23 protein-coding genes and 1 riboswitch are annotated in these 22480 nt (G+C 59.2%); of the genes, 10 read left to right on the forward strand and 13 right to left on the reverse strand.

Features of this window, described 5'->3' with window-relative positions:
- Positions 1 to 97: 97 nt before the first annotated feature.
- Positions 98 to 1516 carry a D-alanyl-D-alanine carboxypeptidase/D-alanyl-D-alanine endopeptidase gene (gene dacB / locus H9646_RS03310; RefSeq protein ID WP_191721919.1) on the reverse strand — a complete coding sequence of 473 codons (1419 nt, stop codon included), beginning with the start codon at positions 1514 to 1516 and terminating at the stop codon, positions 98 to 100.
- Between the two features lie 124 nt (positions 1517 to 1640).
- On the opposite strand from dacB, the gene tsaB reads away from it, so the two are divergent.
- The 4 genes from tsaB (at position 1641) to corA (ending at position 4883) form a co-directional block, all read left to right on the forward strand.
- Complete coding sequence (gene tsaB, locus H9646_RS03315) at positions 1641 to 2339, forward strand: tRNA (adenosine(37)-N6)-threonylcarbamoyltransferase complex dimerization subunit type 1 TsaB (RefSeq protein ID WP_191721920.1); 699 nt, start codon at positions 1641 to 1643, stop codon at positions 2337 to 2339.
- Complete coding sequence (gene rimI / locus H9646_RS03320) at positions 2339 to 2866, forward strand: ribosomal protein S18-alanine N-acetyltransferase (protein WP_191722286.1); 528 nt, start codon at positions 2339 to 2341, stop codon at positions 2864 to 2866. Before tsaB ends, rimI begins: the two co-directional genes overlap by 1 nt.
- Entirely contained in the window at positions 2857 to 3687 is an 831-nt protein-coding gene (locus H9646_RS03325; RefSeq protein WP_191721921.1) for a uracil-DNA glycosylase family protein, read from the forward strand. The genes rimI and H9646_RS03325 overlap by 10 nt, the downstream gene beginning before the upstream one ends.
- Positions 3688 to 3896: 209 nt before the next feature.
- Complete coding sequence (gene corA, locus H9646_RS03330) at positions 3897 to 4883, forward strand: magnesium/cobalt transporter CorA (RefSeq protein ID WP_191721922.1); 987 nt, start codon at positions 3897 to 3899, stop codon at positions 4881 to 4883.
- Between the two features lie 149 nt (positions 4884 to 5032).
- Here the strand turns inward: corA and otnI are convergent, their stop codons facing one another.
- The 4 genes from otnI to H9646_RS03350 all read right to left on the reverse strand — a co-directional run bounded on the left by otnI (position 5033) and on the right by H9646_RS03350 (position 8286).
- Positions 5033 to 5836, reverse strand: a complete 804-nt coding sequence (gene otnI / locus H9646_RS03335; RefSeq protein WP_191721923.1) for a 2-oxo-tetronate isomerase — start codon at positions 5834 to 5836, stop codon at positions 5033 to 5035.
- A gap of 49 nt (positions 5837 to 5885) precedes the next feature.
- Positions 5886 to 6470, reverse strand: coding sequence for a methionine biosynthesis protein MetW (gene metW, locus H9646_RS03340; protein ID WP_191721924.1), 585 nt, complete (start codon positions 6468 to 6470; stop codon positions 5886 to 5888).
- Complete coding sequence (gene metX / locus H9646_RS03345) at positions 6467 to 7597, reverse strand: homoserine O-succinyltransferase MetX (RefSeq protein ID WP_191721925.1); 1131 nt, start codon at positions 7595 to 7597, stop codon at positions 6467 to 6469. The genes metW and metX overlap by 4 nt, the downstream gene beginning before the upstream one ends.
- Positions 7598 to 7707: 110 nt before the next feature.
- Positions 7708 to 8286 carry a TMEM165/GDT1 family protein gene (locus H9646_RS03350; protein ID WP_191721926.1) on the reverse strand — a complete coding sequence of 193 codons (579 nt, stop codon included), beginning with the start codon at positions 8284 to 8286 and terminating at the stop codon, positions 7708 to 7710.
- Positions 8287 to 8309: 23 nt separating this feature from the next.
- Positions 8310 to 8483, reverse strand: a riboswitch (yybP-ykoY riboswitch).
- Positions 8484 to 8730: 247 nt separating this feature from the next.
- Between H9646_RS03350 and H9646_RS03355 the strand changes: the two genes are divergently transcribed.
- Positions 8731 to 9087, forward strand: coding sequence for an RNA recognition motif domain-containing protein (locus H9646_RS03355; protein ID WP_191721927.1), 357 nt, complete (start codon positions 8731 to 8733; stop codon positions 9085 to 9087).
- A gap of 218 nt (positions 9088 to 9305) precedes the next feature.
- Positions 9306 to 9731, forward strand: a complete 426-nt coding sequence (locus H9646_RS03360; protein WP_191721928.1) for an RNA recognition motif domain-containing protein — start codon at positions 9306 to 9308, stop codon at positions 9729 to 9731.
- A 77-nt stretch (positions 9732 to 9808) separates the two neighbouring features.
- On the opposite strand, the gene lptC is transcribed toward H9646_RS03360, so the two are convergent.
- The 3 genes from lptC to H9646_RS03375 are packed head-to-tail and all read right to left on the reverse strand — an operon-like array spanning position 9809 to position 11969.
- The gene (gene lptC / locus H9646_RS03365; RefSeq protein ID WP_191721929.1) at positions 9809 to 10411 is read right to left on the reverse strand and encodes an LPS export ABC transporter periplasmic protein LptC; all 603 of its coding nucleotides are present in this window, start codon (positions 10409 to 10411) and stop codon (positions 9809 to 9811) included.
- Positions 10408 to 10968, reverse strand: coding sequence for a KdsC family phosphatase (locus H9646_RS03370; protein ID WP_191721930.1), 561 nt, complete (start codon positions 10966 to 10968; stop codon positions 10408 to 10410). The genes lptC and H9646_RS03370 overlap by 4 nt, the downstream gene beginning before the upstream one ends.
- Positions 10968 to 11969, reverse strand: coding sequence for a KpsF/GutQ family sugar-phosphate isomerase (locus H9646_RS03375; protein WP_191721931.1), 1002 nt, complete (start codon positions 11967 to 11969; stop codon positions 10968 to 10970). The genes H9646_RS03370 and H9646_RS03375 overlap by 1 nt, the downstream gene beginning before the upstream one ends.
- A 398-nt stretch (positions 11970 to 12367) precedes the next feature.
- Here H9646_RS03375 and H9646_RS03380 point away from each other — a divergent pair, with 398 nt between their 5' ends.
- The 3 genes from H9646_RS03380 to H9646_RS03390 all read left to right on the forward strand — a co-directional run bounded on the left by H9646_RS03380 (position 12368) and on the right by H9646_RS03390 (position 16194).
- Positions 12368 to 12925 carry an adenine phosphoribosyltransferase gene (locus H9646_RS03380; protein WP_191721932.1) on the forward strand — a complete coding sequence of 186 codons (558 nt, stop codon included), beginning with the start codon at positions 12368 to 12370 and terminating at the stop codon, positions 12923 to 12925.
- A gap of 162 nt (positions 12926 to 13087) precedes the next feature.
- Positions 13088 to 14161, forward strand: a complete 1074-nt coding sequence (locus H9646_RS03385) for an Lnb N-terminal periplasmic domain-containing protein (RefSeq protein WP_225213971.1) — start codon at positions 13088 to 13090, stop codon at positions 14159 to 14161.
- Between the two features lie 98 nt (positions 14162 to 14259).
- Positions 14260 to 16194, forward strand: a complete 1935-nt coding sequence (locus tag H9646_RS03390; RefSeq protein ID WP_191721933.1) for a lipase family protein — start codon at positions 14260 to 14262, stop codon at positions 16192 to 16194.
- Between the two features lie 90 nt (positions 16195 to 16284).
- Here H9646_RS03390 and mnmE read toward each other — a convergent pair whose 3' ends face one another.
- The 5 genes from mnmE to rpmH form a co-directional block, all read right to left on the reverse strand.
- Positions 16285 to 17733 carry a tRNA uridine-5-carboxymethylaminomethyl(34) synthesis GTPase MnmE gene (gene mnmE, locus H9646_RS03395; RefSeq protein WP_191721934.1) on the reverse strand — a complete coding sequence of 483 codons (1449 nt, stop codon included), beginning with the start codon at positions 17731 to 17733 and terminating at the stop codon, positions 16285 to 16287.
- A 226-nt stretch (positions 17734 to 17959) separates the two neighbouring features.
- Positions 17960 to 19690 (reverse strand): membrane protein insertase YidC, encoded by a 1731-nt coding sequence (gene yidC, locus H9646_RS03400; protein ID WP_191721935.1) that lies wholly within the window; start codon positions 19688 to 19690, stop codon positions 17960 to 17962.
- A complete protein-coding gene (gene yidD / locus H9646_RS03405; protein ID WP_191721936.1) occupies positions 19687 to 19959 on the reverse strand; it encodes a membrane protein insertion efficiency factor YidD in 273 nt (90 codons plus the stop codon). Before yidD ends, yidC begins: the two co-directional genes overlap by 4 nt.
- A 4-nt stretch (positions 19960 to 19963) precedes the next feature.
- Positions 19964 to 20488, reverse strand: a complete 525-nt coding sequence (locus H9646_RS03410) for a ribonuclease P protein component (RefSeq protein ID WP_191721937.1) — start codon at positions 20486 to 20488, stop codon at positions 19964 to 19966.
- A 61-nt stretch (positions 20489 to 20549) separates the two neighbouring features.
- On the reverse strand, positions 20550 to 20684 hold the full coding sequence (rpmH, locus tag H9646_RS03415; protein WP_042412105.1) for a 50S ribosomal protein L34: 135 nt from the start codon (positions 20682 to 20684) through the stop codon (positions 20550 to 20552).
- A 347-nt stretch (positions 20685 to 21031) separates the two neighbouring features.
- Between rpmH and dnaA the strand changes: the two genes are divergently transcribed.
- On the forward strand, positions 21032 to 22438 hold the full coding sequence (dnaA, locus tag H9646_RS03420; protein WP_191721938.1) for a chromosomal replication initiator protein DnaA: 1407 nt from the start codon (positions 21032 to 21034) through the stop codon (positions 22436 to 22438).
- Positions 22439 to 22480: the final 42 nt, after the last annotated feature.

Genomic DNA, 22480 nt, shown 5'->3' on the forward strand with positions numbered 1-22480 from the left:
CGCCGAGCAAGGGCCGCCCCGCAGCGAAGGTGGCGTCCCCTTCCCGCGCAAAGCGCGTAGAGAGGGGAAGTCGCGCAGCGCCTCAGGGGGTGAATACTCAGTCTTGCGCCACCCAGTCCACCAGCGCATCCATCACGGGCCGCGCAGCGCCCGCATTGGCGTGGTTCACCATGGCCACCAGCACATAGCGCTGACCGCTGTTGCCCAAGACGTAGCCCCCCAGCGCATTGGTGTCGCGCAGTGAGCCGGTTTTCAGGTGCGCATTGGCACTGGCTTTGCTGCGGCGCAAGGTGCCGTCCATGCCGGAAATCGGCATCGAGGAGACAAACTCCGGCATCACCGACGATGCCCATGCCGCTTGCAGCATGCGCCCCAGCGCCTGCGCACTGATACGGGCACTGCGGCTCAGACCTGCACCGTTTTCCACTACCGGCATGTCGGCCACCGGCCAGCGCATTTGCCACCACTGTGACAGCGCCGTACGCCCCGCTTCAAAGCTGCCGCTGCCCAGCCGTTCCTTGCCCATCGTCAGCAGCACCTGCTGTGTCATGACGTTGTTGCTGAACTTGTTGATATCGCGCACCACCTCGGCCAGCGCTGGAGACTGGTTCTCCCACGCGGGCTTGAGACCCGGTGGCACAACCCCGTCGCGCACGCTGCCCGTGATTTGCCCGCCCATGTTGCGCCACATGCCTTCAACGGCTTTGAGCGCAAAACTGTGGGGGTCCGGCAGCGCAACGGGCCAGTTCTTGTCGCCACAGCTGGCCGGGTAACGCCCGCCCAGCTGAATGCGCTGCGGGTCACTCCAGTCGGCTTGCAGCTGCGTGCGCCAGTCCCCACATGCCGTACCTTGCGGTGCCAGCAGCACGCTGGCGGGTGACTGAAGTTGCCCCATGGGCAATTCATAGTGAATGCGGGCCACCCCAGCAGCCAGGTCTGGAATGAACCCCAGCACCTGTGTTTTGTAGTTCACCAGCAACGCATCGGGCCCTGCGTTGTAGGGGCGAAATGGCTCACCATCAAACGCTGCGGGGTCGTGCCCATTGACCTGAAAGGCGGTGCGATCAATGACGATGTCGCCCACAATCACTTTCACGCCCATGCCCTGCAAGCGGCCCAGCATCAGCCACAGGCGCTCGGACACCAGCTTGGGGTCCCCTGCGCCCTTGATGTACACCGTGCCCCGAAAAGCCCCTTTGTCCACCACCCCATCCAGGTACACCGGCGTGCGCCACACGTATGTGGGGCCCAACTGCTCCAGCGCAGCGTAGGTGGTGACCAGCTTCATCACAGAGGCTGGATTCATCGGCGTTGCCGCCTGCCATGCCATGCGCACGGGCTTGCGCCCCTCCACTGGAGCGACGTAGAAAGACACGGATTCGCGGGGAATCTGGGCGCGCGCCAAGGCGGCTTCGACCGGGGCGGGCAGCGACTGGGCCAGCACACCACCAGCACTGGCCAGCGCCGCTGCGGCCATACACAGGCGCAGGCTGCGCCACAACAGGGTTTGAGACATAGCTGCCAAGTGTAGGGGCGGCCTGCGCGGTTTTGGCAGCGCCCCTGCACACAGCCAGGCGCTGCCACCGATAATTGAAGGCTTTGGCGCCTTGGTGCGCCCGGCCTTTTTTGCAGCCTGCCCCATGAATTTGCTTGCCTTTGACACCAGCACCGACACCTTGTTCATCGCCATTCAGCGTGGCGATCAGCTGTGGCAACACCAGGCGGCAGGCGGAGCCAACTCTTCGGCCACCTTGATTCCCAGCATTCAGCAAGGTCTGCAAGCTCTGGACTTGAAGTTCTCTGACCTCACGGCCATCGTCTTTGGTCGTGGCCCCGGTTCTTTCACTGGCCTGCGCACCTCATGTGCCATTGCCCAGGGGCTGGCCATGGGCGCAGACCTGCCCCTGCTGCCCATTGACACCTTGCTGGCCGTGGCAGAAGAAGCACGCCACCAGCACGGCGTCACCCACGTGATGGCGGTGCTGGATGCCCGCATGTCAGAGGTCTACCATGCCGGTTACCACTGGGTGGATGGCTGCTGGCAAGCCACGCACGAGCTCGGTCTGTGCGCGCCGCAGGCCTTGCAAATCCCTGCGGGCATGGCCGTTGCTGGCAATGCCCACGCCGCCTATCCAGACCGTCTGGCACCCGCTGCGCAGCATCTGCACGCACTGCCCACGGCCACCGCACTGCTGCGCATGGCACCTCGGATGATTGCCGACGGTCACTTGGTCGATGCTTCCTACGCGCTGCCGCTGTACATCCGCGATAAGGTGGCAAAAACCACCGCAGAACGCGAGGCAGAACGCCAAGCTGCGGAAGCTTCTACCCAAGCATGATGCACAGCCACGCTCCATTGCCTTCTACCGCCGCCACCCTCGTGCCCAGCACGGTGCTGCCGCCCGTCGCTGCGGGCCACCAGTTGGTTGCGCTGACCGATGCGCTGCTGGAGACCGTGCTGGCTATTGAGAATGTGGCTTTCAGTCACCCCTGGTCACCAGGCAACTTTACCGATGCACTGCGCAGCGGCTACCACGCCCGCGTGCTGATGCAGGGTGACGAAGTACTGGGCTATTTCATCGCCATGCAAATCCTCGACGAAGTGCATTTGCTCAACATCACGGTGTCACCCATCCACCAGGGCCAAGGCTTGGCCCATGAGCTGCTTGACGCCCTGGCCCACTGGAGCCGTCATACGGCCCATGCACAGTGGCTGTGGCTGGAAGTGCGCGAGAGCAACACCCGCGCCCGCCACCTCTATGAACGCTATGGCTTTACCCAGGTCGGCGCCCGTAAGAAGTACTATCCGGTGCACCATGGCGAACGTGAGACTGCCATCTTGATGAATCTTCCCCTATGGCCCTGACCCTCGACACTCGCCAACGCGCCATGCTGCAGGAAATGGGCATTACCGTCTGGCTGCCCAAACCTGCCGCCACCGCCCCTGCGGTGGTGACCATGGCCGCCGCGCAGCGCCCAGCGGTAGCCGCAACGGCTGTAGAGACCTCGCCTGCACCTGTGCTGGCCCCCGCCGTGCCCGCCCCTGATGTCGGGGCGCCAGCCGCTGCAGTTGCAGTGACTGCACCGAAAGCGACACCCACCACAACCACCACACACACTGCAGCCCCTGCAGCCGCCCCAGCGCCCGCCCCTGAAGCGACTCCGTGCGCTGAATGGCGCATGTCGCCCGCTGTGCAGGCCTACCCGCAGGCCACAGGCGGCAGTGCCGACAATGCCTGGCTGGTCATCTGGGAGTGCGCCAACCCAGCCACACCGCTGGAGGGCGACACCGGCAAACTGCTCAACAACATGCTGCGCGCCCTGCGCCTGCACCACAGCCGGCATGTCTGGATTGCCAGCGTTCAGCGCCCCGGGCAAGACGATGTGCCAGTGGCCAGCCTGCCGGCAGCACCTGTCGACTGGCAGCCCCTGACACCGTGCTTGCAAACCTGCGTGCGGCAAACACGCCCTGCGCGCGTGCTGGTACTGGGCATGCACACTGCCCGTGCGGTGCTCGGCAGCCAGGAGGCACTGGGCCGCTTGCGTGCCCAGGTGCACCAGATTCACCACACCCCCGCCGTGGTCAGCTATGACCCGGCCTATTTACTGCGTTCTCCGCACGCCAAACCTGCAGCCTGGGCCGACTTGTGCCGCGCCCATGCGCTGCACCCTCCCCCAGCCGCTTAATTGCCCCTCCCGCCAAGTACGACGCATGCACAGCTGGCGCATGCCCGGCATAATTGCGGGCTTGTCATCTTCTCGAGATATCTCTGTGGAAACCTACCCTAGTCGGTAGCTTCCCTCCTCTCTCCCGGGCCTTGTGCTGCAGGTGAAAGGATGGGAAGCGCACCCAACCATCCCCCTGCTAAAGCCACAACAACATTTGGGAGAGCCGTATGCTCAACATCTTCTCGCTGTCCAACGGCCGTTTGGTTCAGGAAGAAATCGAATCACTGGAAGAACTCACGCAGTTCCAGCCCATCTGGGTGGATCTGGAGTCGCCCACGCTGGAAGAAAAACGCTGGATCAAGCAGCACTACGGCCTGTCCATTCCGGAAGACGCCACCGACGAAGACATTGAAGAGTCGGCCCGCTTCTACGAAGAAGACAACGGCGAGCTGCACATTCGCAGCGACTTTCTGGTGGACGACGAAGATGACCCGCGCAGCGTGCGCGTGGCGTTTATCCTGAACCAGCACAACACCGAGCTCAACTCCTGCGGCGTGCTGTTTTCCATCCACGAAGAAGACATTCCCGTTTTCCGCCTGCTGCGCCTGCGCGCACGCCGCGCTCCCGGCCTGATTGAAGAAGCCAAGGAAGTGCTGCTCAAGCTATTTGATGCCGACGCCGAGTACTCCGCCGATACGCTGGAAGGCATTTACGACGACCTGAAAAAGGTCAGCGCCCAAGTGCTGGAAGGCAGCGTAACCGACAGCGATGCGCAGACCGTGCTGTCTGACATTGCCCGCCAGGAAGACTTGAACGGCCGCATCCGCCGCAACATGCTGGACACGCGCCGCGCCGTCAGCTTCATGATGCGCAGCAAAATGCTCAACGCCGAGCAGTTTGAAGATGCGCGCCAGATTCTGCGCGACATTGAATCGCTGGACAGCCACACGCAGTTCCTGTTCGACAAGATCAACTTCTTGATGGACGCCACCGTCGGTTTTCTGAACATCAACCAGAACAAGATCATCAAGATTTTCTCGGTGGCCAGCGTGGCCTTGCTGCCACCGACGCTGATTGCCAGCGTTTACGGCATGAATTTTCGAGTCATGCCTGAGCTGGAATGGGAGTACGGCTACGTGTATGTGATCATCCTGATGGTGGCCAGCGCGCTGGGTCCCATGATCTATTTCCGCAAGCGCGGCTGGCTCAAGTAGCCACAGCCCAAAAAAAAGAGAGCTGTCATCGCTTATCAGCAATGGTTTTGAGCATCAAAAGTATTTGAAAACCATACCCATCAAGCGTTGAGTGCTCTTTTTAATGAATTCATGGGCGCACAGCACGCCCCAAAGCTCAACGTTCACACTCAGCGGGCCATCCAGCCCAGCCCTTGGCTGGTGCCATTGCGCGGGCGGTACTCGCACCCCACCCAGCCGGCATAGCCCAGGGTATCGATCACATCGAACAGGTACGGGTAGTGCAGCTCACCCATATCGGGTTCATGGCGCTCAGGCACGCCCGCAATCTGGATATGGCCCACACGCCCGGTAGGCAGGTATTTGCGCAGCTTGGTGGCCACATCCCCTTCCATGATCTGGCAGTGGTACAGATCCATCTGCACCTTGAGATTGAGCGCCGCCACGGTTTGCACCAGGCTGTGCGCCTGGTCCTGCGTTTGCAGGTAGTAGCCCGGCATATCGCGTCCGTTGATGGGTTCGATCAGAACCTCCACGCCCACATCCGCCGCGGTCTGTGCAGCCCAGCGCAGATTGGCCAGCACCGTGCTGCGCAGCGCCTGCGTCGCAGCACCGGGCGGCACCAGGCCGCTCATTACATGGATGCGTGGGCATTGCAGCACCTGCGCATAGCGCAGCGCCTCCCACACCCCGAGGCGAAAACTGTCTTCCTCCCCGGCCAGACACAGCGTGCCGCGCATGCCGCCGTCCCAGGCCCGGGCCATGTCCTGCACGGTACGCCCGCCCGGCGGAGCATTGAACAGCACTTGCTGCAGTCCGTGCTGGTTCAGCGCCTGTGCCAGCTCCTGCGCGGGATAGGCATAGGGAAAGAGATATTCCACCGCCCTGAACCCATCTCTGGCAGCCGCCGCAAAGCGGGCCAGAAAGGGCAGTTCGGTGTACATCAGCGACAAATTGGCAGCAAATCGGGGCATAGGTGCATGATGAAAACTTCACGTTCAGCGGACGATCCCGCCCTGCCGGTCAACCGCGTTCGAGGCAGAAAACCGACGTACTGGCCCGCAAGTTGACCAAAGTGCGAATGACCTGGCCTTCCTTCAAGCCAAATGCGTCCACTACGTTCAGGCGATTCTTGTGCGCCAGCACCTCAAAGTCTTTGAACGTGCCCACGCGAATGTTGGGCGTGTCATACCACTGGTAGGGCAGATGACGCGTCACAGGCATGCGCCCGCGCAATACCGAAAAGCGGTTGGGCCAGTGTGCAAAGTTGGGGAAACTCACCACGCTCATGCGGCCCACGCGCGCCGTTTCACGCAGCATGGTTTCCGCATTGCGCAAGTGCTGCAGGGTATTGATTTGCAGCACCATGTCAAAGCTGCTGTCCTCAAAAATGGCCAGCCCTTCATCCAGATTGAGCTGCAGCACATTGATGCCACGCTTGACGCACGCCAGCACATTGGCGTCATCGATCTCTACGCCATAGCCCGTACAGCCGCGCTCGCGCTGCAGATACTCCAGAAAGCTGCCATCACCACAGCCCAGGTCAAGCACGCGCGCGCCTTGTGGTACCAGTTGAGCCAATGCTTGCATCGTAGGGGTAGCGGTCATGCGGTGAACTCCTTGGCAATACCTTCAAAGTAGGCGCGCATGGCACCCAGATAACGTGGGTCGTCCAGCAAAAAAGCATCGTGGCCATGGGGTGCATCAATCTCGGCGTAGCTCACATCGCGGCCGTTTTGCAGCAAGGCCTGCACCATCTCGCGGCTGCGGTTGGGTGCAAAACGCCAGTCGGTGGTGAAGCTCACCAGGAAGAACTTGGCAATGCTGCGCGCCAAAGCGTCTTTCAAGCTGCCGCCGTACTTCTTGGCCGGGTCAAAGTAGTCCAGCGCCCGCGTGATCAGCAGGTAGGTATTGGCGTCAAAGTAGCCGCTGAACTTGTCGCCCTGGTAGCGCAGGTAGCTTTCAATCTCAAATTCAATGTCCTGCGTGGTGAACTTGATGCCGGGGCCGTCGCGCAGAGCACGGCCAAATTTCTGGTTCATCACGTCATCACTCAGGTACGTGATGTGCCCGATCATGCGGGCAATGCGCAGCCCACGTTTTGGCACCACGTTATGGGCATAAAAGTCGCCGCCATGAAAGTCCGGGTCCGTCACGATGGCGCGTCGCGCCACTTCATTGAAGGCAATGTTTTCAGCATTCAGGTTGGGGGCACTGGCCACCACCACCGCATGGCGCATGCGCTCGGGGTACTGCAGCGTCCAGCTCAGCGCCTGCATACCGCCCAGACTGCCGCCCAGTACCGCCGCCATCTGATGCACACCCAGACGCTCCAGCAGCAGCGCCTGCGCATTCACCCAGTCTTCCACCGTCAGCACCGGAAAGCTCGAACCGTACACGGCACCCGAATCCGGATTGGTGTGCATGGGCCCGGTGGAGCCAAAACACGAACCCAGGTTGTTGACGCCAATGACAAAGAACTTGTTGGTGTCCACCGCCTTGCCCGGGCCAATCATGTTGTCCCACCAGCCTTCGCTTTTGGCCTGCCCCTCGTAAACACCCGCAACGTGGTGCGACGCATTCAGCGCATGGCAGACAAGGATGGCGTTGGACTTGTCAGCATTGAGCTGACCGTAGGTCTCATACGCAAGGGTGTAGTCACGGATGCTCCTGCCGCTTTGCAGCTGCAGAGCATCCGGAAAATGCATGAATTGTGGTGTGGCGATGAAGGACATAAAAAAACCCGGCATCGCTAAAAACGAGGCCGGGTTTGGAGATGCGGTTTCGTCTTTAGCAGTATTTGTAAAGCGCCCGCAAGCAGAAGCAAATCAGCGCATGAAGTTCATTATGCCAAACTCGGCACCCCTTTGGCCAGCAAAGCCACCACGCCAAGCACCAGGAAAATCACCGCGGAAATGATATGCACCATGCGGATCGGGACTTTCTTGACCAGCTTGTCGCCCAGCCACACCACGGGAGCATTGGCCAGCATCATGCCCAAAGTGGTACCCAGCACCACCCACAGATAGGCGTTGTACTGCGCGGCCAGCATCACCGTTGCAATTTGTGTTTTGTCGCCCATTTCGGCCAGGAAAAAGGCCACCACCGTGGTGCCGAACACCCCCCAGCGCGAATGCTCCGAGACACCTTCATCGTCCAGCTTGTCGGGAATCAGCATCCAGATGGCCATTGCAATGAAGGACAGGCCCAAAATCCAGCGCAGCACATCGGGGCCGATCATGGTGTTCACCCAGGCCCCCACCGCTCCGGCCAAGCCGTGGTTGACCACCGTTGCCGTAAAGATCCCCAAAACGATGGGCCAGGGTTTTCGAAAACGGGCGGCAAGAATCAGGGCGAGCAGCTGCGTTTTGTCGCCCATTTCAGCCAAGGCGACGATGCCTGTCGAGACGAGGAAAGCTTCCATGTGGACCGGGAGTTGTTATATATGGCTGGACTCAACACGCATTGACCGTCGCCGCGTCCAGCCATGGATACGGTGATGGTCAATGGTCTTGTTCAGCTTTTTCAAACCGCCGGCACCATAGCGCTGAGCGCCAAGTATGTTGATGCAGGCTTTTGGTGCATTGCACACCAAACGAACTACTCCCCAAGGACGAGGCTATTGTAGCGATTTGCAATAACTATCTTTGGCGGGGGGATAGCCCGGGTTACCCCGGGGCTTTGTTGTATAGGAGCACAAATTTGACAAAAACCCCATTGTCTGCGTGAAAGCTTGCATCATAATGGCCTCGTTCACGGGTGCGAGAGCACATGAGCAAGTGCGTTTGCGTCTCTAAGGTAGGTCACGATAAGTTGGCTTTCGGTTAGGGCTCCATCGCGTTTCAAGTATTTTTTCTAGGAGTCCTCCATGGGCAACAAACTGTACGTAGGCAACCTGCCTTACTCTTTCCGCGATAACGACCTCGAGCAGGCGTTCTCCGAATTCGGCGCTGTGCAAAGCGCTAAGGTCATGATGGAGCGTGACACTGGCCGTTCCAAGGGCTTCGGCTTTGTGGAAATGGGCAGCGATGCTGAAGCACAAGCTGCCATCCAAGGTCTGCACGGCCAAAACTACGGCGGCCGTGACCTGGTGGTCAACGAAGCCCGTCCTATGGAGCCACGTCCTCCCCGTAGCGGTGGCTTCGGTGGCGGCAACGGCGGCGGCTTCGGCGGCGGCCGTGGCAACGGCGGTGGCGGCTACGGCGGTGGCCGCGGCGGTTACTAAGCCAATCCTCTAGCGCCCTCAACAGCGCTTTGGAATAAAAAAAGGAACCTTCGGGTTCCTTTTTTTATTTTCAGTTTCTCATTTTTCAAAGAAATAGTTGTTATTTTTCAATCTCTCCATTAATAATATTTCGGCAGGTTATGCATTGCCTGTGCTTGGTCGCTGCCATGCTGTGACATTTCAAATAATGCACTTATTTTGAAGCAGAGGAGTCCGTAATGGGTAGTAAGTTGTATGTGGGCAATTTGCCTTATGGAGTGCGTGAGCAGGACTTGCAACAAGCCTTTGCGCAATTTGGCTCAGTGATCAGCACCAAAGTCATGATCGAACGTGACACCGGGCGCTCCAAAGGCTTTGGCTTTGTCGAGATGGGCAGCGACAGCGAAGCCAGTGCCGCAATTGAAGGCATGAACGGCCAACCTCTGGGGGGACGCAGTCTTTTGGTCAATGAAGCTCGCCCCATGGAGCCACGACCGCCTCGCACCGGTGGGTATGGCGGAGGCTCTCAGGCCCAGAACAGCGGCGGTTACGCCGGCAGAAATGAAGGAAGTTTCCGCAGCCCCTATGGCACCGGTCCACGCAACCGACAAAATACCGGGCACAGCAGCATTAATCATGGCGGCGGCACCTATCGCAATGATTAATACGAACAGATAAAAATAAAAAAGGCCTGACAAGGCCTTTTTGTTAAATCCATCCTACAAGATTAATGGATTTATTCTTATTTATTTGCAGGATGAATAATACCCTTGACACGCCCTTTTAACTCTACGACTTGAGAAAGGTTGTCATAGTCCATGCGGTCTCCAGAAAATTGATTATTTCCTCGCGTCAAAACCACCGGCAAATGTGACTGTACCCGCTCTTCATTGGGCCAGGCATGCAAAAACTCACCAGAAAATTGCATCGTCTGCCCGGGCTGGTTCGGGAACTGCCGCACCACCTTGGCCGCCCCAACCAGTTGCACCTCTGAAGAGTCGGAATTGCTGATACCGCGTTTTGCAGAAGTCAGCGTAACCACCCCATCCGGGGCAATACTGCGTGTGCGTACCGCATCGACTTCCAAGGTATCTGTCTTCGGAAAATGGCGGGCTTCATCGCCCGTCATCACACTTTGCAAGCGCCCTGTCCCATCAAACTGATGGACTGAAAACTTCTCCATGGTGTAGTCGGGAGCATCAGACACCACCCGATCCACATTGCCTAGCAGTGGTTTCGGGGCATTGCGCACCAGCCACCATGTGCCCATTGCCAGTAACGCCATGAGCATCACTGGCAGATAGATGGAGACGCGCTCCCCAAGACGCTGCAAGGACTTTTTCATCGTTGGTAAGCCTCCAGCAAACCTGCATATTGGCCATTGGCAATTAACAGCAAGTCACACAGCTGGCGCACGGCTCCGTGGCCGCCCATCGCACTGGTTACAAAATCTGCCACTGCCAGGTTTTCAGCGTGTGCGTTGCAGGGTGCACACGCCAGCGCGCTGCGCTGCATCATGGGTAAATCAGGCCAGTCATCGCCCATGGCGGCTGCCTGCTTCCAGTCCAGTCCCAGCGCGTTGAGGATGGACTGCGCAGCAGGCACTTTGTCTTCCGTTCCGTACACCGCATGCTGTACGCCCAGCTGCTGCAGGCGCAAGCGCAATGGAGCGGAATCTCGCCCGGTGACTACGGCAGGAACAATGCCTGCCTTTTGCAGCAGTTTGATGCCATGGCCATCGAGCGTATTGAAACGCTTGATGCTCTCACCATGCTCAGTAAAGTGCAAGCCACCATCCGTCAGCACGCCGTCCACATCGAAAAACACGACACGAATACCCTGGGCGCGCTCCAGCAGTTCTGAAGGAAATCGCTGCGTGGGCGTTGTATGAGTTTGAGGCATCAGATGACCTTGGCAACCATCAGGTCGCGGATATGCACCATCCCCACCAGGTGTGCCTGGGCATCCACCACCAGCACTGAAGTAATGCCGTGCTGCTCCATCAGTTGCGCAGCATCTACTGCCAGGGCATCAGAAGAAATCGTCCGCGGCTGACTGTGCATCAGCTGTGCGGCCTTGGCGTTGCGCAAGTCTGTGCCGTCCTCGATGCGGCGGCGCAAATCTCCGTCGGTAAAGATGCCAACTACGCGGTTATCGGCATCCACGACCGCGCTCGCTCCCATGTTCTTGGCGCTGATTTCACGCATCAGACGGTCAAAACCATCATTGGCCTGCACGCGGGGCACGTCATCGCCGCTGCGCATCACATCGCGCACATGGGTCAGCAATTTGCGGCCCAAAGAACCGCCGGGGTGTGACAGCGCAAAGTCTTCGGCTTTAAAGCCCCTGGCGTCCAGCAGCGCCGACGCAATCGCATCACCCAGCGCCAGTTGCACGGTGGTACTGGCCGTTGGTGCCAGATTCAAAGGGCAGGCTTCACGCTCCACACTGGTGTTGAGCACCCAATCTGCATGCTTGGCCAAGCTGGAAGACAAACCGCCAGTCATGGCAGCAATGCGCACGCCCTGTCGTTTGAGCGCAGGCAGCAGTGATGTCAGCTCATGGCTTTCACCACTGTTGGAAATCGCCAGCACCATGTCTTTTTGCGTCACCATCCCCAAGTCGCCGTGGCTGGCTTCGGCAGGGTGCACAAAAAAAGCGGGGGTTCCGGTCGACGCCAGGGTGGCTGCTATCTTTCGACCAATATGGCCACTCTTGCCCATCCCCATGACCACCACACGCCCGGGCGTCTCCAGCATGGCCTGCGCCACCTGCACAAAGGTGTCATCCAGACGCTGTGCCAAAGTTTGCAGCGCTTGAATTTCAATGGCCAGGGTTTCACGCGCAGTTGCCAGCGCCTGCGTAGCACCCAGAACGGGCGTGGTCTGCATGGGGGTATTCATGGTCTGATTTTATCGATGCCGGCAAGACCACGCCGTGCGACACGGACAAGTTCATGCAAACAGCCTTTGAAACCCATGCAATTTGCCCGTCTACCCCTGTTTGGCGCACGCGATAAAGTAACGAAAAGCCTGCTCAGACCTTCATTGGCGCACCGCCAGAAATCGGAGAGGAAGTAAGCGGAGACACCTCGATCAACTTTTTATTGCTCGTCAGCCTTTCAACATTGAAGCGACTGCATGACCCCGGCATGCGCGCAAGCACTGACCACTGATTACACTTTTCACAACAACCCGCATTTGCTTGGCCATGCCCGTGAATGCCGAAGCTCTTGATTCCCTTGATGGATGCCGCTCTGCCAAATCCACCATGCCTGCAGAGACCTTGAACTGAACACTCCATGTACACCACCAGCGTCAACGATTACCTTCGCCAGCACATTCGCACTGTCTCCAATTGGCCGGCGCCTGGCGTTCAGTTCCGCGACATCACCCCCTTGCTGCAAGACCCCAAAGTTTTCCGCATTCTGATTGATGCATTTGTCCATCGTTACATGGACGTTGACAAGCGCCCCGACGTAGTGGCTGGCCTGGATGCCCGCGGCTTTATTCTGGGTGCCGTGATCGCTTACGAGTTGAATGTTGGTTTTGTCCCCATTCGCAAGAAAGGCAAGCTGCCGTTCACGACCGTGGAAGAAACCTACGAGCTGGAATATGGCAGCGCCACCGTGGAGCTGCATACCGACGCAGTCAAGCCTGGCGACAAGGTTTTGCTGATTGACGACTTGATCGCCACAGGCGGCACCATGATGGCGGGCAAGAAACTGCTGGAAAAACTGGGCGCTACCGTGATGGAGGGCGCTGCCATCGTGGATCTGCCCGAGCTTGGCGGCTCCAAGCTGCTGCAAGAGGTTGGCAAGCTTCCTCTGTTCACACTGGTGGATTTTGAAGGCCACTAAAGCAGTGCCACCCCATTGCGTTCAAGCCGGCATGTGCCGGCTTTTGTCTTTCTGTGTGGACAGGACTATTCCCCCTGGAAACACATATAGACACAACTTCCGCACTCTTGTCACGGCAAACTCACGGATGTAACAGCTCAGAATCCCCATCTGTCTCTCCACATGCCCAAGCCTCCACGCAACAATCTGATGCCTGTCACTCCAGCGTGGCGACGCTGTCTGGGCTACGTGGCCTGGGTCATCGTGGCCATGCTTGCGTTGCTGTGTGCCACCTGGGGCTACATGGCATTGCAAGCACAGGTGCCACAGCGCAACAACATGGCTGCTGCGATAGCCATGGTCTGGGGCTTTGCTTGGGTGATCTTGTTGGGTTATGGCATGTTGCAGCGGCGCATCCTGCCTATCTTGGCGGGTGGCCTGGTTTTGGTGCTGGCGCTGCTGGCCTGGTGGGGCACCATCGAGCCCCGCGCTGACCGCGCATGGGCAGCAGATGTGGCCCAGCTGGTGCGTGTAGAGCCAGACAAAGACAAGCCCTCTCGGGTGCACCTGCACAACGTGCGCAACTTCACGTGGCGCAGTGAAACCGACTTCACCCCACGCTGGGAAACACGCAGCTATGACCTGACACAACTTCGCAGCGTGGATGTGGCCCTGTCGTACTGGATGGGGCCTGCCATTGCCCACACGCTGGTGTCATTTGGTTTTGCTGATGGCCAGCACGTTGTGTTCTCCATCGAAATTCGCAAAGAGCAGCACGAACAATTTGACGCACTGGCGGGCTTTTTCAAGCAGTATGAAATGGCTTTGGTCGCTGCAGACGAACGCGATATTTTGGCTGTCCGCACCAATGTGCGAGGTGAGCAAGTGCACCTGTACCGCATCGACATGCCGCAAGACAGCATGCGTGACTTGTTCCTCGCCTATGCCTACCAGGCCAGCCAGCTGGAATACGCGCCGCGCTTTTATCACACGCTGACGGCCAACTGCACCACCATTGTCTGGCAGCTGGCGCGGCGCATTGGGCAGGCCCTGCCCACCGACTGGCGCTTGCTGGCATCGGGTTATCTGCCTGAATATCTGCGCGATGTCGGAGCCCTGCAGTCCATGCAGCCCTTGGCAACCCTGCGCGCCACCAGCGACATCACGCAGCGCGCACAAAACTGGCAACCCCCAGCAGGGTTGGACGATGCCGCCGCCAGCGCAGATTTTTCCCGCCATATTCGCCAAGTCCCATAGCACGACCCAGCGCTGGCTGCGACAAGGGCCGCCCTGCCTTGCGGCCAAGCCTCAAGACCATCGGCGCACATCACCACAGCGCCCTACACTCGCTGGCTATGACGCCGACTTCCTCGCCCCGCTGGTTCCTTGCACTGCTCCTGTCCGCCTTGCTGACCGGGTGTGCCGGCGTGACGGTGCGCACGGCAGACCCCGCCACCTACCTGGCTGAGCGGCGCAGTGATGTACTGACCTCTGGCGAACTCAGTCCTGCCACGCAGGAGGCCTTGCGTGTTCTGGATCTGGACACCAAAACGTGCATGGCAGACGTCCCCAAATGCCACTACACGCTGGCCACTGCCACTGGCTTGTATGACGAGCAGCGCATGGCCTCACTGGCCGAGCTTTGGACGCTGCAGGCGCGCGCTGCTCAAAAAATACCGTCGCTGCCAGGCACACGCACCCAGGCCGAAGTCCAGGCGTGGCTGGAGGCCGCGCGCTACGCCTGGGCGTATCTGTTTTTCACCGAGCGCAAGCCCAGTGACCGCGCCTTCGAAGATCGCCAGGTGCAGGTGCGTGACTATTACAACTACGCCGTGCAGCAAGCGGTGACCGGCCTGTTTGAGCTGCGCCGGCACGATCTGCAAAACATTCCAGAGCAATTTGGCGACTGGCAGCTGACCACCGATTTCTCCGGCCTGTGGCTGCCTGCCAACAAAGGCATGCCCAACGAATTGGTGCCTGCCACTTCGCTGCGTTTTTCCGGTTTGCGCAACCAGTACCGGCGCGATGGCTTTGGCGCAGAACTGGTCTCTGTCTTTCAAAGCGCAGAAGATGCCCAGCAACTGCTCGTCGCCAGCGCCAGTCTGGAAGGCCCCCCTCAGCCGCCCTTCCAAGAATCGCTCTTTCCTGCGGTCACGGTACTGCTGCGCTTTGGCGGCAACACCATGCAGGAAGTGCTGTCCACGCACCAAGTCGAGCTGCAGGCGCTGGACCCCTATCGCTTCCGCCAGGTTGAAATGGCCAACACACGCGTACCGCTGGCGGGCAACTTTTCATCGGGCTATGGCTTGTGGCTGGCGCGCTCGGGATTTTCCACGCAGGCGCTGCGCACGCTGGTGGGCTTGAGCAACGGCATTACCCAGCCCAGCATCTACCTGATGCAGCCGTACGACCCGAACCGGCGCACCATCATCATGCTGCATGGTCTGGCCAGCAGCCCCGAAGCCTGGATCAATGTAGCCAACGAGGTGCTGGGTGACGAGACGCTGCGCCGCAACTACCAGGTCTGGCAGGTGTACTACCCCACCAATGCCCCGCTGGCATTGAACAATTACGCCATCCGTCAGGCCTTGCAGCGCACGCTGCAGCACTTTGACCCGCAAGGCACGGCACGCGCCTCACAAAACATTACGCTGGTGGGCCACAGCATGGGGGGCGTGCTGTCGCGCCTGCTGGTCAGCAACACCCAGGGTCAGATGCTGAGCGCCATTACAAACACCTACGGCATCGAACCGGCCAGCGACGAAAACTGGGGCGAAAAGCTGCGCCCCTACCTTGAGTTTGAAGCCGTGCCCCAGGTCAGCAGCGCCATCTTTATTGCGGCCCCCCACCGCGGCACCGACTTTGCCAACAATCGTGTGGCCCGCTGGGTTTCCAACCTGATTACGCTGCCGTTTTCCATGGTGGAGCAATTTGCCGACATCACACGCGGTCTGGCCCATGCCTCACCCCGTATTGGCAAGCAGTCGCTGCTGCGCATTCCCAATAGCATCGACAACCTGAGCGACGAAGATGCCTATGTCCGCCTGGCGGCCCAGTTGCCCATTGACCCTCGCGTGCGCTACCACTCCATCATTGGCAACCACACGCCCGGTAAACCGCTGGATGAAAGCAGTGACGGCATCGTGCCTTACCGCAGCGCGCACCTGGAGGGCGCAGCCTCTGAGCTGATCGTGCCGTTCAGCCACAGCGTGCAGGAGCACCCCCGCGCCATCGTGGAAATCCGGCGCATTCTGCACAATCAGCTGCTGCCTCAGAATCCTGTAAAGTGAGCTGTCAAGGCCCAAAACAAAAGGGTTTCAAAGTTAAAACACCTCGAAACCCTTTGTTTGCAAGCGTTAGCCGCTATGCTTGGCTTGCGTTTACTTGCCAATACAGAAGCTGCTGAAGATCACGCCCAGCAAATCGTCTGACGTGAATTCACCCGTAATGCTGTTCAGTGCGGTCTGCGACAGGCGCAGCTCTTCGGCCAGAATGTCCAGCGCCGGGCCGGGCACGTTCAGCTGGGCGTGCGCCTCATCCAGGTGGGCGCCCACGGCCTGCAAGGCCTCCACATGGCGCGCGCGTGCAATGTACAAGCCTTCGGCCGCCGACTGCCAGCCTGCCACTTGCAGCAAGCGCTGGCGCACGGCATCCAGCCCTTCCCCCGTGCGCGCCGACAGGCTCAGGCTTTGCTCGCTGCCCTTGCGGCCAGCCAGCGGGGCCAGCGGCTGCATGTCCACGCCGGGCGCAGCCAGATCGGTCTTGTTCCACAGATCAATCACAGGCACGCTGGGCAAAATGCGTTCGGCCAGCGTGCGGGCAATGTCCAGATCTGCCTCTGCGTAGCCCGCCTCTGCCATGCGCGAGAGGTCGTGCAAAAACAGTACGGCATCGGCACCGGCAATTTCTTCCCAGGCGCGGGCAATGCCAATGCGTTCCACCTCGTCGTCGCTGTCGCGCAGACCGGCGGTATCAATCACGTGCAGCGGTACGCCGTCGATCTGAATGGTCTGCTGCACCTTGTCGCGCGTGGTGCCTGCAATGGGGGTGACGATGGCCAGCTCGGCCCCCGCCAGCGCATTGAGCAGCGAGCTTTTGCCCGCATTGGGCTGGCCCGCAATCACCACCTTGATGCCCTCGCGCAGCAGCGCACCTTGCTGGGTGCGCGCCAGCACCTGACCAAGCTGGTCGCGCAGGCCATCGAGCTGCCCATACGCATCAGCTTTTTTCAGAAAGTCGATTTCTTCTTCCGGGAAGTCCAGCGTGGCCTCTACCAGCATGCGCAGGTGCACCAGCGCTTGGCGCAGCTCGCCAATCTCGCGTGAGAAGTCGCCCGAGAGCGAGCGGCTGGCGCTGCGTGCGGCAGCCTCGGTGCTGGCGTCAATCAGATCGGCAATCGCTTCGGCCTGCGCCAGATCGATCTTGTCGTTCAGAAAGGCTCGCTCGGTAAATTCACCGGGCTGGGCCAGCCGCAAGCCGGGCAATACGACAGAAGAGGAGCCAGCGGCCACCTCCTCCTGTGCCGCTTCCAGACAGCGCGCCAGCAGCAACTGCAGCACCACGGGGCCGCCGTGGGCCTGCAGCTCCAGCACGTCTTCGCCGGTATAGCTGTTGGGGCCTGGAAAGTAGAGCGCCAGGCCGTGGTCAATGGGTGCGCCCTTGCCGTCCTTGAAGGGCATATAGGTGGCTTCACGCGGCTTGAGCGCTTTGCCCAGCAGATGCTGCACAAAACCCGCAATCTGCTTGCCAGAGACACGCACAATGCCCACAGCCCCGCGCCCGGGGGCGGTAGCAATGGCAACGATGGGATCGGTATGGCGGGCAAGCATGGCTTCACATCCTTAGGTGGGCAGGCGCCCATAATAGCCATGGACAGCCTCAAACAGATTTCAAAAGCAGGAGCATTCAGCGTATGTATTTGCCAGCTTTCAGATACAAAACCATCTAAAAAACAGCATACATAAGCGTTAAATGCTCTTGTTTTTAAAAGCCGTGCTTTGAAACATCAAAGGCCGCTTGCGCGGCCTTTGATCGGTTCAGCAAGCCGTCAGTGGCTTACTTCTTCTTGGCTTTGACGTCCGTCACCGCAGCGTCAGCCTTCTTGAAGCTGGGCAGATTGAACTGCGGGGGCACGCCCATGCGGGTGTTGATGACCCATTGCTGTGCAATCGACAAGATGTTGTTGGTCAGCCAGTACAGCACCAGACCAGCAGGGAACATGAAGAACATGACACTGAAAATCAGGGGCATGAACCACATCATCTTGGCTTGCATCGGGTCTGGTGGCACAGGGTTCAGTGCGGTTTGCAGCAGCGAAGACGCAGTCATCAGCAGCGGCAAGACATAGAAGGGGTCCTTGGCCGACAGGTCAGTGATCCACAAGATCCATGGTGCGTGGCGAATTTCGACCGACGACAGCAGCACCCAGTACAAGGCGATGAACACGGGGATCTGGATCATGATGGGGAAGCAACCGCCCATGGGGTTGACCTTCTCCTCACGGTAGATGCGCATCATCTCCTGCTGCATCTGCTGGGGGTTGCCCTTCAGACGCTCGCGCATTTCCATGATCTTGGGGTTGATGGCCTTCATCTTGGCCATCGAGCCGTAGGCCTTGGCGTTCAACCAGTAGAACAAGATCTTCAGGAACAGCACCAGACCAACGATCGACCAGCCCCAGTTGCCCAAGATGCCATGGATCTTGTCCAGCAGCCAGTACAGCGGCTTGGCCAAAATGGTCAGCCAGCCATAGTCCTTGACCAGCTCCAGACCGGGAGCCAGCGACTCCAGTGTCTTTTCCAGTTGCGGGCCTGCAAACAGGCGGGCTTCAACGGCCTTGGTCTCGCCAGGCTGCAACGTGCCCAAAGGCGTGATCATGCCGGCGGCGTACAGGTTCTCGCCCACCTTGCGCGCATAGTTGTCGCGCTGAATGCCGTCACCCAGCAACCAGGCGCTGGCAAAGTAGTGCTGCACCATGGCCACATAGCCGCTGGTGGCAGTCTTTTCAAACTTGGCCTTGTCCTTGTCGATGTCCTTGAACTCCACCTTCTGGTACTTGGCCGTATCGGTGTAGATAGCAGGGCCGGTGAAGGTTGAGTAAAAAGCATTGCCGCCATCCACTGCATTGCCGTCACGCAGCAATTGCAGATACAGCTGGGGCGTAATTGCGGTGGCACCGGCGTTCACCACATCGTGCTTCACCGCAATGTCATAAGCGCCGCGCTTGACGGTGAATGTCTTGACCAGCTTGACGCCATCTTGCACGGGCGACTCAAAACGCACTTGCAGTTCGTTTTGTCCGTCTTTGAGCTCTCGCTCACCGGGCTGCACGGTCATCACGGTCTTGTGGGTGGGGTAATTGCCACCAATCAGACCGGTTTGTGCCTGGTACACACGCTGTGTGCTGTCGTCAAACAGCACAAATGGCTGGGACTTGTCTGCGTCGCTGCCGTACTTGAGCAGCTCTGCATGCACCAGTGCACCGCCCTGGCCATCAAAGGTCAGGCGCATCACATCGGTGGTAACAGTCACTTTTTCCTGTGCCACGGGGGCTGCATCTGCAACGCCCGGCACATTGCTGGCCAGCACATCGGCAGTGGCAGTCGCGGCGGTCAGGGCATCAGGCACATCCGCAGGCTTGCTCTCGGCAGGCGCAGTGGCCGTGGCTTTGGGCGCCGAAGGGAAGAACGTGGCTGGTTTGCCATTGTGGATTTGCCATTGGTCCCACAGCAAAACCATGGAAAAGCCAAATATCACCCACAAAATGGTGCGGCGAATGTCGTTCATGAAGACTTCTTTGGTGAGGAAGATGAGGTCAAACCGGTAAACAGCTTGGGCGCTTTGTCAGGCACGGGATCATGCCCGCCATCACACCACGGTTGGCAACGTACCAGTCGCCGCAGTGTCAAATAAGTGCCAGCCGCTGCACCGTGCTGCTCTAAAGCCTTCAAAGAGTAGGCCGAACAGGTCGGTTCAAAACGGCAAGCCGAGCCCAGCCATGGGCTCAAAGTGAGGCGATAGCCACGAACTAATGCCATGAGCAGCGCCTTCACCATGGGCTTATCCTGCCCCCTCGACAGCCACATCTTGGGGCTGCGAGGTGTTGGCTTGCGCCACTGGTTTCGGGCTCTTGCGCCGCGTGGCGTGGGTCAACAGCTGCATCAGCTCCGCGCGCACCGCCTGCTTGAGGGGCTCTGACGTGGCACTGATGAATTGTTTGCGGTCAAACCCGGCGCGCAAGCGCACCACGTAAGCCGCTGGCGGCAAAGACTGCAGCTGGGCATCAAACTCACTGGCAACGGCATAAATTTGCCGCTTGATGCTGTGGCGCGTCACTGAGCGCTTAGCCCAGCGCTTGGGCACCAAAGGGCCCATCCACACCTGAGGCACTTTGCACCCGGGCACGACAAACAGGGCCTGCGGTGCTGGCTCTGAGAGCGTAGCACCGGGCCCTGTTGGCTCAGCGTCCTTGGCAACATCCACTTCACTGAGCACCAAGCGGTGCAAAGCAAAGTGTGCCGTCCGGGAAATGGTTCCCCCGGACATCGTCGCCTGAAATTGGGGGCGCGTTTGCAGCCGTTGCATCACAGCAAGCCCTGGCTATGCACAGGGAATGGTGTCAGGCAGTCGGCCAAGCGAGCTGACCTTAGACGGCCAGACGCTTACGGCCCTTGGCGCGGCGAGCGTTGATGACGGCACGGCCGCCCTTGGTCTTCATGCGCACCAGGAAACCGTGGGTGCGAGCGCGCTTGGTCTTGGAGGGTTGGTATGTACGCTTCATGTTCGTTCCTTGAGAAAGTTCAGTTTCTTACTGGCCTGACATCCCTCATGGATGTGCAGTACCCAATTTCCCCCCGGCCAAGCATGCCTGCAAAACGCACCTGCCACATGGCCGATGCCCGCAAATAAAAGCTTCACGCGGGGCTTATCACCCTGAACACATTCAGGGAAACCCGAAATTATCTCAGTGTTGTGCATCTCTTGCAATGACCCTCTAAACATGGCCAAGAATAAGCCCCATGAATCGCACGCAGGAAAAGCGCGATGTATTTGTGGATAACCGTTTGAAAAGCTACAATCACAGCCCCGAAACCGTTCCTCCTATCCACAAAAAGTGCTCCCATTGAAATGACAGAGGAACCCTCCAACGACGCTGGCCTAGGCCTGTGGCTGGCATGCGTTGAGCAGCTCAGCCAAGACCTGCCCGAACAACAGTTCAACACCTGGATCAAGCCTTTGACCGCCGTCGTGGCCGAAGATTTTTCCAAGGTGACGGTCTATGTGGCCAACCGCTTCAAGCTCGATTGGATTCGCGCCCAGTACGCCGCCCGCATTTCGGGGTTGCTGGAAGATTTGTACGGCCAACCAGTCACCCTGGAGTTAGCGCTTGCTCACAGAGAAAGCGTTACCCGCACTTACGTTCGCCCTTATCAGGCAGAACGCAGCTCCCCTTCAGATGCGCCCACGCTGCTGCCCGTCAGCGCCAGTGCCGAAGAGGCGTCTGCGCCCGCCTTTCGCAACCGTTTGAACTCTGCCCTGACGTTTGAAACGCTGGTAGAAGGCACCGCCAACCGCATGGCCCGCTCGGCGGCCATGCACGTGGCAGGCTCGCCCGGTCATCTGTACAACCCGCTGTTCATTTATGGCGGAGTGGGCCTGGGCAAAACCCACTTGGTACATGCTGTGGGTAACCAGCTGCTCAAAGACAAGCCTGACGCCAAGATTCTTTACATCCACGCTGAACAATTTGTTTCAGATGTGGTCAAGGCCTACCAGCGCCGCACGTTTGATGAGTTCAAAGAACGCTATCACTCGCTCGATCTTTTGCTGATTGACGACGTCCAGTTCTTTGCCAACAAAGACCGTACGCAAGAAGAGTTCTTTAACGCCTTTGAGGCCTTGCTGGCCAAAAAGAGCCACATCGTGATGACCTCAGACACCTACCCCAAGGGTCTGACCAACATCCACGAGCGCCTGGTTTCGCGTTTTGACTCTGGCCTGACGGTAGCGATTGAGCCGCCCGAGCTGGAAATGCGCGTGGCCATCCTGATCAACAAGGCCCGCGCCGAAAACGCCGAGATGCCCGAAGAAGTTGCCTTCTTCGTGGCCAAGAACGTGCGCTCCAACGTGCGTGAGCTGGAAGGCGCGCTGCGCAAGATTTTGGCTTACTCGCGCTTCAACCAAAAGGAAGTCTCCATCCAGCTGGCGCGTGAAGCGCTGCGCGATCTGCTGAGCATTCAAAACCGGCAGATCAGCGTGGAGAACATCCAGAAAACCGTGGCCGACTACTACAAGATCAAAGTGGCGGACATGTACAGCAAGAAGCGCCCAGCGTCGATTGCCCGTCCGCGCCAGATCGCCATGTATCTGGCCAAGGAGCTGACCCAAAAGAGCCTGCCAGAGATTGGCGAGCTTTTTGGTGGCCGCGATCACACCACGGTGCTGCACGCTGTACGCAAGATTGCGGCAGAGCGCCAGCAACTGACCGAGCTGAATCAGCAATTGCATGTGCTGGAGCAAACGCTCAAAGGCTGATGGATTTTCCCCTCGCCCGGCTCCAGCCTTGCGGAGCAAAAT

The organism is Comamonas avium (genome assembly GCF_014836675.1).
GTDB classification, from domain to species: domain Bacteria; phylum Pseudomonadota; class Gammaproteobacteria; order Burkholderiales; family Burkholderiaceae_C; genus Comamonas; species Comamonas avium.